Below are 8,418 nucleotides of genomic sequence, written 5' to 3'. Positions count from 1 at the left end.
GATGGCACGAAGGGTCTGACCGAGAATGGCATAGAAGAACTTCAAAGCCTACTCGCCGACATCAGGACGTGGGACGGCGGTATACGCGAGTTCCTCATCGACACACAGTGCGATCCTGAAATAATCGACCGCATCATGGCCGATGAGATGAAACGCGGTCTATAGCTTCCATCTCTCGACACCCAAAAAATGCGTTCGCCGGACGCACACGAAGTGTGATGAGCAATGTGTCTTTTGCGGTACTGACCAGACCGGATTCTGGTGCCAGGCGCGACGGTGAGGCAAGCTTAATATGCCAATAGGGCGGCGCCCACTACCGAAGCCATTCTCTTCGGTAAGAGGTGGTAAAAGTGCCTTCCATGTATTTGCATGACCACATAAATACACTACATACACGACGTCAATAAAAGTCGATGATCAGGAAATTTGGGGGGCATAATGTCATCTCCGTTCGAGCAAATTTATCGAAAGCGGGACTATGATTTTGTCGCTTATAACGACGCGCGTTTCCAATATTCAGGACATTGGCAAGAGCGACCGGACCAAATGTTGAATCTGGGATTCGGAAGAGGGTCATCGATCCAATGGAATGGCCCTGGCCGAGACGTTCTTTTCTTAGTCATGCGTCACCCATGGTCTGGTACAATATCGGTTGATAAAGATCCATCCCGAACGGAAAATTTTTGCTCTATCTGTACATATACAGATGCGATATCAGCTAATTCACTGACGATTGTCGGTAAACCAATAATGTCGCAAGGCGAGGAGTTGATTATTTATGGCGCGTTTGTGCCAAGAACTTCGCTGAACGATTCCCAAAGCGAAATGTCTTCTTTCGATAAAGAGCGATTTAGGTCAGTTCAAACTGATCAAGTTGATCGCTGGATTCGGAATATTGTAGAAACGGGCCAGGATATAGAGGAAATCACTTTAAAGCGCAGAGATGCATATCTTATGCGGTGGAGGGAGACTGAACCCTATGTGGATCGAGGCGCAAAAGTACTTGATATTGGATGCGGGAATTTCCTTCCCGGCATGCTTGAGTACTTTGAGCAGGCCAATTTTACTTATACTGGGTTGGACATCGATGAGAGGGTTATTGATGGAAATATTGGTAAAACGCAAGGGCGGCCTAACTTTAGCTTTTTGCGCGCTTCAAATGAGAAATTGCCTTGCTTAGACGCCGAGTTTGATTTTGTATTTTCCTCCCACTCGCTAGAGCATAGCTCGGACTTGGAATCATCATTCAATGAAATTATGCGCGTGCTTAAACCGGGCGGTTGGTTGTTTTTCGCAGTGCCGCTAGACGTTGATAATGCGCCCGAGCACTTATGGATAATAAGCCCGGAGATTTGGAAGCGTTTGCCTTCCGTTGCTGGTTTCTCACTCCGAAATATCCATATAGGGGATATATATCCAGAAAATGGGTATGATATGGTTGTAGTGGCGCAAAAGCCAAAATAGCGTCCTATATCATTCTACATTAGGTCGCTTTTGTAGAAATGTCCGCGAGACTTCAGTTCTGCGACTAGATGCTCTGAATGTGCAGTTTCAGAAGGCGTGACCTGCCCCGGATGATTTGATCTGAACCCTGCAAACTGGAGCAGTTTGCAGGGTTCAGATAAGTCATCTATTTCGCGACTTTCGTTTACGCCGGCTTCCTGACGATCAACGATATGGGCATAAATCGCTCCACGTCGAAATATTGGGCAAAGGTCTCGTAAAACCAATGACTGCCTGTCATGCTCAAGAACATTTGCCGCGCGTTGCCATGGGGAACAAAAGGATCGACGACCTCCAGACCAGAAATCAAAGCAGCACCAATAATCTCATCATATGAGAGATAGTCATGAATCTGGACACGACCGCCGAAGGAAGGTTCCATCATATCAAGACCGCGCCCGAGTCTTGCAACTAAGTCCCGTGCCAGATTTCCTGAAAGAAGGCGCACTAGCGGTAGTCTGGTATCGTGTCGATCGTAAGGATACAGCGAGTTTTCAGTATCGATATGAACAACTCCGCCAGGAGCGACGAGGTCAAAAAGGCTCTTCAAGGCCCTAAATTGCATTTCTCTCGGAATATGTTCGATGACTTGGTAGCAATACACAAAATCAAATTCCTCACGCAATCCCGATGCGATTGGCGAAATGAGATTTCCCTCTTGCGCCTTGATTGGTGCACAATGTTCCTCAAAGCGCATGTTTGAAATATGAACAGCTTCTTTCGAATAATCGAATGCAGTTATGCTTCTTGCGCCCAATTCCCATGCTGAGATACCCGCTACACCAGTTCCGCATCCCACATCTATAAAGCGGCTACCCTCAATTTTTGCATATGGAGCGCACGCTGTAAGAAAGCTTTTCACCCAATCGATGCGCGTATTAAGTTCTATTTCCAGGCGCTCCGGAGTCGAAGCGCCTGTGTAGTGTTTAATCGCGTTTCTGAAAGTTTCCGAATATTGCTGGGTCATAACACGGAGTTATATCCACGTAATTCCAGCGGCGCAAGTAGAGCTACAACTAAATGGAGTTTATTCTTTAGTAAAACTCTTTAAGGTTGCAATCGAAAGCGGCTGTCCACATTCATCGGCGTCGGAGGGAAAGCTCTTTGAGACACCGTCGGTGAGATAGTCACGCTCTCCAAACACAAGAGTGTGCCAAGGCATACGGATATTGGTCCCGAGAAAAATCTACGCGCTCTAGAACTTCGCAAAACGATTGTTTTTTGCCGCCATGTCCCTCTCCTTACGGCGGAAATAGATTGCTCTTCCGCTGCGAATCGGACTATGTCCCTGGACAATGATGATCTGCTCATCCTTGCGCATAGACTGGATGATTTCGTGCGGCATGATCAGCGGTCTACGCTGGAAACTGATGCTTTCGGATTTGCGCGCACTGCTATTGGTATTGCTCCAGCCGACATTGCGCGATCTTCCCTGGACTTCGACGGTCATCTCTCCACATAGGGCGGACACATAGCGTGCTGTATCGAGCGCCTTGATTGCGGCGTAGGATGTGAAGGCACAACCTTCGATCCAGGAAGTCGCTCCGTCCTTTCCGAAATGACGCTCGAGCTGGCCGACGGATTGGTACATCAACATCAGTGTAATGCCATACTTACGTCCGCGGTCGCGCGCTTCTTCAAGAACACGCATGTAGCCCAGCAGATCGACCTCGTCGAGCATGAAGAGCGCCCGGTGGCGGAAGTCGCCGTCGGCTCGGACCATGGCATTGATCAGCGAGCCGGTGATCACTCGACCAATGCCGGGATAGGAGCGCAGGATCGATGCAGGGATGTTGAGGAAGACATCCTTCCGTCCGGAAGCGATGTCGCTCGATTGGAATGCGTTACCGCAGACCAATGCGGCATAATTGTCGAGCGACAACCATTGAGTATCTTTGGATGCGGTCGAATATACCCCGGAGAAGGTCTGCTCTGTCATGTTGGTGAAGACACCGAGCGTTTCGCGGATAAAGGCGGACGCGGAATTTTCCTGAATATCGCGCAGCATAGCAAGCACCGACGGTTCCGGCTCAGAAACGATCAGGCGCAGGCTACGCAAGTTACGGCGGCCGGCATAGTCGGGTGATAGCATCACGTGAGCCAGAAGCCCAGTTAGCAGATTGTGCGCCTGGTTCTGGAAATAGGAGCCTGTCGAGGTGTCGAAGCGTAGGCTTTCCGACAAAAGCATATGGGCGATACCAACAATGTCCTCCTCCTTACGCGTCGATCTCTCGATCCCATCGAGAACGTTGAAGCCCATGACTGGATTGGTGGGATCGAGTACCATGACTTCGCGGTCGAGCGCACGGGCGCGATGCTCGAGAACCATCGGTGCGACCTCCGTGGATGGATCGAGACAGATCAGCGGCCCCTTGTAGCGCAGCGCCGTTGGGATGACGTTGCTGGTCGTCTTGAAGCCGCCGGAGCCCGCGAAGAACAACATATGGGTGGAATCAAAATTCTGATTGAAAGTCATGAGCGGCGCTTTTCCACCTTGCCCCCAGGTCTCACGTTTGTTGGGATCAAAAGGCAACTTATGCACGCGATCACGGTCGACGCGGTAGCGTTCGCCAACAATGATCTCTCCGTCCGAGGGGAAGATCTTAGCCACATCCGGCATGGGTAGCCAATCGGCATCGCCGAAAATGGCGCGCTTGGCGCGCTTGATCGGATCGGAAACGCCGATCGAGATGCGCGCAGAGATTGCGACAATGCCAAATCCGAGAATGGTCCCGGCAACCGCAAAGGCGTCGAGATAACTGAGCGCTTCGCTCCATATCACGACGCCATTCTCCACCCATGGAACCAGTCGGCTATATTCCCGCAGGACGTAAAAGCCTGCCACGCATAAAAAGCAAAGAAGACTCGTAAAAGCGATCGGCCGACGGCGATGGGGCGGCAATCCCGAAACCATAAGAAGTGAGGCAATAGGTCCGAGAAGGAGATTGGGAAGAGGACCCGCTCGCAAGAACCAATAGGCGATTCGTGACGGCATCCCGATCGCCAAATCTTGCCATTGCCGTGCAGTGATACAGAGCATCAACGTTGTGACTGTGATCGGCACTAGGATGAGAAGCAAGCTCGGATGTATTCTGTCCTTCAGCGCCATTAGGAAACCTTCTCAGGCGGTAGTGTATTCGGTTCGTGACAGGGCATTTTTGAACACGTCGTTCTAATCTGCTGACGATCTGCTTTGCGCCGGAGCGGCTCGGGTGTCTGGCAAATCTTCTACTCGACCGCCGGGCAGCGCGTTGAGCGCGCAACATTATGACGGCGATGTGGAGAGCATTGATGCATCTGGTTCGCGCCCACGCGATCGAGGCGGGGAGCACATCAAGTGCCGCAATGGCACCAATCCAATTGCCAACCTCCAACCGATATCTCTGAACTAATGCTCCCTACGATGTGACGGCAAGTGAGGCGGTTCAAGACCTACGGGGAACCATTCGATTGCCTTATTGGAGATGGCCGGGAGTTCTGCGAGGCTACCTTCCAGAAGCGTTCGAATTCCGAAAAAAATGACGAGGTCTCGGGCAAAAATGCGAACGAATAAACCGTCGTGGGTTGGCCGTATGATGACACAAGCGTCGCCGAAGTTGAGAAACCTGCCGGCTCCGTCGGCGACTGAAGATCTACTACCATCCCGAATTTGCGTGCACGCTCTCTCAGCAATCATATCCGCAGCGCTGACAATTGGGTTTCCTTCGTTGTAGTCGAACCTTTTTTCTGGCCCATTGGAGATTATGGAAGGGCATAGCTCGGCAGCGTGTCCGCAAATCTGCTCAAGCCATATAACGGGATTGGGTAAGGTGACGCAGGCTTGGGCGGTATATTTCAGTATTTCTATCCCATCTGCCTTTATTTTGGCGTTGGTGCTAATTTGCCAGGCCTCATTCAGAATATTGGTGATTGGGTCGATCATGGATCTGTTCCTCGTTCGGCGAGCGCCTGGTTGATTGCATGTCCCAACCCTTCAATTTCCCGAATGTCGTGCCTGGCGGTAGGGCAGACCCGCAAGCCGGCCTTTCCCTTTGCGACCGTGGGAAAGAAGATCGCCGAGGTGTAGTAACCTTTGTTGAGAATATGGGCGGCGGCACGAATAGATTGTCTTTCGTCGCCGAACTCTATGGTGCGGATTGGTAGCTTTGAGCCGGCTTGCTCGCTAGCAACCATCCTGTCGAAAACAGCTAACCGATCCGCAAGCGCATCCTGGCGCAACTTGAGCTCATCAGTGCGGTGCAGCGCCTGAGACGCCATGGCAGCGCCGATTGCCGCTAAATTAAGCGACGCAGAAAAGGCGTAGGCGATCGAGAAGCGCCGGAACAATTCTTCCTGCCGAGGAGTGCCGAGCATCAGCAAGCCGCCCGACGCTCCAAAGCCTTTGCCGAGCGATGCGGCAACGATTGTACGCTCGCCAAGGGCAGCGCCGACCTGGGATCGTACAAAGCCTTTCCCAGACTTCCCGAATAAGGAAATGCCATGGGCATCGTCGATATAAAGAAATAGGCCGTACCGGTCCTGGAGTGCTAGGAGATCTGCAATCGGCGCGCTGCCGCCCATTGAATAGACGCCATCGCACACATAGGCTACGCGATCATTGCGTCGACAAATATCCTCGAGTGCGTTGAGATCGTTATGAGCGATCGTTTGGATCGGTGTTTCATTGGCGACCACGGGCTTGTGAAACGCAAGCGTCGCATGCGCCAATCGGTCGAAAACGACCGTCGGTCTTTTGTCCTCAGTGAGGTATCCGGAAGCGAGGAGGGGTAGGGCTCCCATATTGGCGGCTAGGACGGTCGTGTAGGTTATGACGCGTGCTGTAAACAAGTCGGAGAGCGCTTCTTCCAGTTCGCCTAATAGGCTGAAATTAAGCCTCGTTCTTGCGCAGGACCAATGGAGCGCCTTGTATCGCTGCACCGCCTCTATTGCGCCTTCGAGGATGAGCGGATGATTGTCGAGGCCCAGATAAGAGCAGCGAACGAAGTCAATCACTCTCTTCTGACGCCCAGTGGGCAACAGGACCGAACGATCCTTATCCGGATCCGCGTAGAGCGCCATCACCCCCTCCTGCTCGGCCGCAGCAAGGTTTTGATCGGCGGAAACGATCACGCTGAGTGTATTGCGGTAGGATCGCGACACAGCCGTAGCGGTGGGCGAATGATGATCATCGCTCATGGGAGTATCCAAATTGTTGGTAGCGGAACAGCGACACAGCAGACAATCGACATCTGCCGCAGCACATCGCATCTCATTGGCGACGCGATGCTATTTTATTGCCGCGGAATGGGTCCGCGAACAACGATCGTTTCGGTAATATTGTCTGAAGGTTCTGTGACGCTAATATTTCGAAAACGAAAGGCTTGATAAACACAGCAGCCGGAATGTCACATTGATGCTCAACGGAGTTTCTCGGTGATCTCAGTTCTTACGAAGCCCGCTCTGCATTCTGACGCTCATCGAGCGCATAACCGGTAGCCCTGACAGTGCGGATAATATCGCGACCTAGCACGCGCCGCATGCTCCGCCGAAGGCGCCCGACATGAACGTCGACGGTGCGGGGCTCCACAAAGGTGCCTTGCGGCCAGGCAGCCTCGATGAGAGCGTCTCGGCTGAAGACGTAGCCTGGTTTTTGTAGAAAATGCTGAAGAAGGCGAAATTCGATCGGACTGAGTTGGACGTCCATACCATCGCACTCGACGCGCATGCTATCGAGTTGCATCGTGATTTCCGCATAAACTAGCGAATTGCCGGAGGTTCTTGCCGAGCGAGATCTAGCGTTACCGTTTGGCGATAAGTCTGACAGATAAGATAGAAGGCGCTCTGGGTTGAACGGGCGCATAAAAATTTCGCTCACGCCGGCCTTGAGCGCTTCCAGATAAAGTTGCTGATTGCCTGCTCCCACGAAGACCGCGATCGCTAGCGCTTTATCGGCCAGCGTCTCCCTGATCTGGCTGACGAGATCGCCGATGCGGAAGGCATCGTTATGATAGTCTATTATCACAGCCACTAAATCATCGGATTTCACGCTAGCGAGAGCTTCCTCCGCTCCTTCGACCAGTGAAGGTTCAAAACCTCTCATGTTGAGGATCTGGGCGAGCAGAAGGTAAAATTCGTAATCCGTCGAGCAGATGAGGATGAGTGGCTTCATGGATGATAACCTTTCAATCAGTGGGCGGCAGCACGCGGATGAGAGGATCAGAGATTCCGCTTAACCATGAGCATTTTGACGCAACAAAAATACTCTCAGTAATTGCGATAATGTCTATTTTCGCTGATAAGCGCTGTAATTTACCTGTCATAAATACGTATTGCACGTAAAGAGGGAAAGTGATATTTGTTCGATCACAATTTTGTTGCATCAAAAGGAGGCACCTCGCGAGCGAGTTCAGTCGGCTCGCCCAAGATCCAAGGTTGGTGTTGAGATAAAATAGGAAGTGGCCAGGGATCACACGACATATGCGGCATCCGCGGTCGTGACTCACTTGTGAGAACAAAGTCCGGCCAAATTTCGTCCCGTGCCGGACATTCACGGGAGAGCTTCCTATGATTTTTGCGGATACATCAAAATATCGCCAGCCATCGTCCTCGGTTGATGACATCTCTGTTTGGTGTGGTAAAGACCCTGCGCTCGCGGCCCTGGCCGCAAAAGCGGCTTATGGTCCCGATGCCACGCTTGCTGTGGCTTGGTGCGCTTTAGGCGCAAAGGTGGATGGACGTGCCACCGACAGCCATTTCTGGTTCGAGGTTTTTTGCCTGCTGAGCACTAACGAAACGCAAATGTGGGCCCTTCGACCGGCGCGGCGCGGATTCGGTAACGCAGATGTCAAACTGAACTAGGTTTCCTGTGGCCAACACTGGTCCGGCGGAACCGATGTATTTTGTACATCTCGGTAACGTCCCGCCCCTTCGGGTACA

The 8,418-nt window shown here is 52.0% G+C and carries 7 protein-coding genes; 2 read left to right on the top strand and 5 right to left on the bottom strand.

What is annotated here, in order from left to right:
- The first annotated feature begins 438 nt into the window (after window positions 1-438).
- On the top strand, window positions 439-1,464 hold the full coding sequence (locus tag AC13RC_RS33945) for a class I SAM-dependent methyltransferase (protein WP_113389731.1): 1,026 nt from the start codon (window positions 439-441) through the stop codon (window positions 1,462-1,464).
- Window positions 1,465-1,648: 184 nt separating this feature from the next.
- On the opposite strand, the gene AC13RC_RS33940 is transcribed toward AC13RC_RS33945, so the two are convergent.
- The 5 genes from AC13RC_RS33940 to AC13RC_RS33920 all read right to left on the bottom strand — a co-directional run bounded on the left by AC13RC_RS33940 (window position 1,649) and on the right by AC13RC_RS33920 (window position 7,651).
- Entirely contained in the window at window positions 1,649-2,470 is an 822-nt protein-coding gene (locus AC13RC_RS33940) for a class I SAM-dependent methyltransferase (RefSeq protein WP_488559778.1), read from the bottom strand.
- A 228-nt stretch (window positions 2,471-2,698) separates the two neighbouring features.
- On the bottom strand, window positions 2,699-4,612 hold the full coding sequence (gene traG / locus AC13RC_RS33935; RefSeq protein WP_488559777.1) for a Ti-type conjugative transfer system protein TraG: 1,914 nt from the start codon (window positions 4,610-4,612) through the stop codon (window positions 2,699-2,701).
- Between the two features lie 279 nt (window positions 4,613-4,891).
- Window positions 4,892-5,425 (bottom strand): SMa0974 family conjugal transfer regulator, encoded by a 534-nt coding sequence (gene rctB, locus AC13RC_RS33930; RefSeq protein WP_113389737.1) that lies wholly within the window; start codon window positions 5,423-5,425, stop codon window positions 4,892-4,894.
- Window positions 5,422-6,678 (bottom strand): 8-amino-7-oxononanoate synthase family protein, encoded by a 1,257-nt coding sequence (locus AC13RC_RS33925; RefSeq protein WP_113389738.1) that lies wholly within the window; start codon window positions 6,676-6,678, stop codon window positions 5,422-5,424. The genes rctB and AC13RC_RS33925 overlap by 4 nt, the downstream gene beginning before the upstream one ends.
- A 250-nt stretch (window positions 6,679-6,928) precedes the next feature.
- The gene (locus AC13RC_RS33920; protein WP_488559776.1) at window positions 6,929-7,651 is read right to left on the bottom strand and encodes a winged helix-turn-helix transcriptional regulator; all 723 of its coding nucleotides are present in this window, start codon (window positions 7,649-7,651) and stop codon (window positions 6,929-6,931) included.
- Between the two features lie 395 nt (window positions 7,652-8,046).
- Here AC13RC_RS33920 and AC13RC_RS33915 point away from each other — a divergent pair, with 395 nt between their 5' ends.
- Window positions 8,047-8,340, top strand: a complete 294-nt coding sequence (locus AC13RC_RS33915; protein WP_488559775.1) for a hypothetical protein — start codon at window positions 8,047-8,049, stop codon at window positions 8,338-8,340.
- The last annotated feature ends 78 nt before the right edge of the window (window positions 8,341-8,418 follow it).

Source organism: Martinezella sp. CNPSo 3890 (genome assembly GCF_057784455.1).
This window is presented reverse-complemented; position numbering and strand designations above follow the sequence as displayed.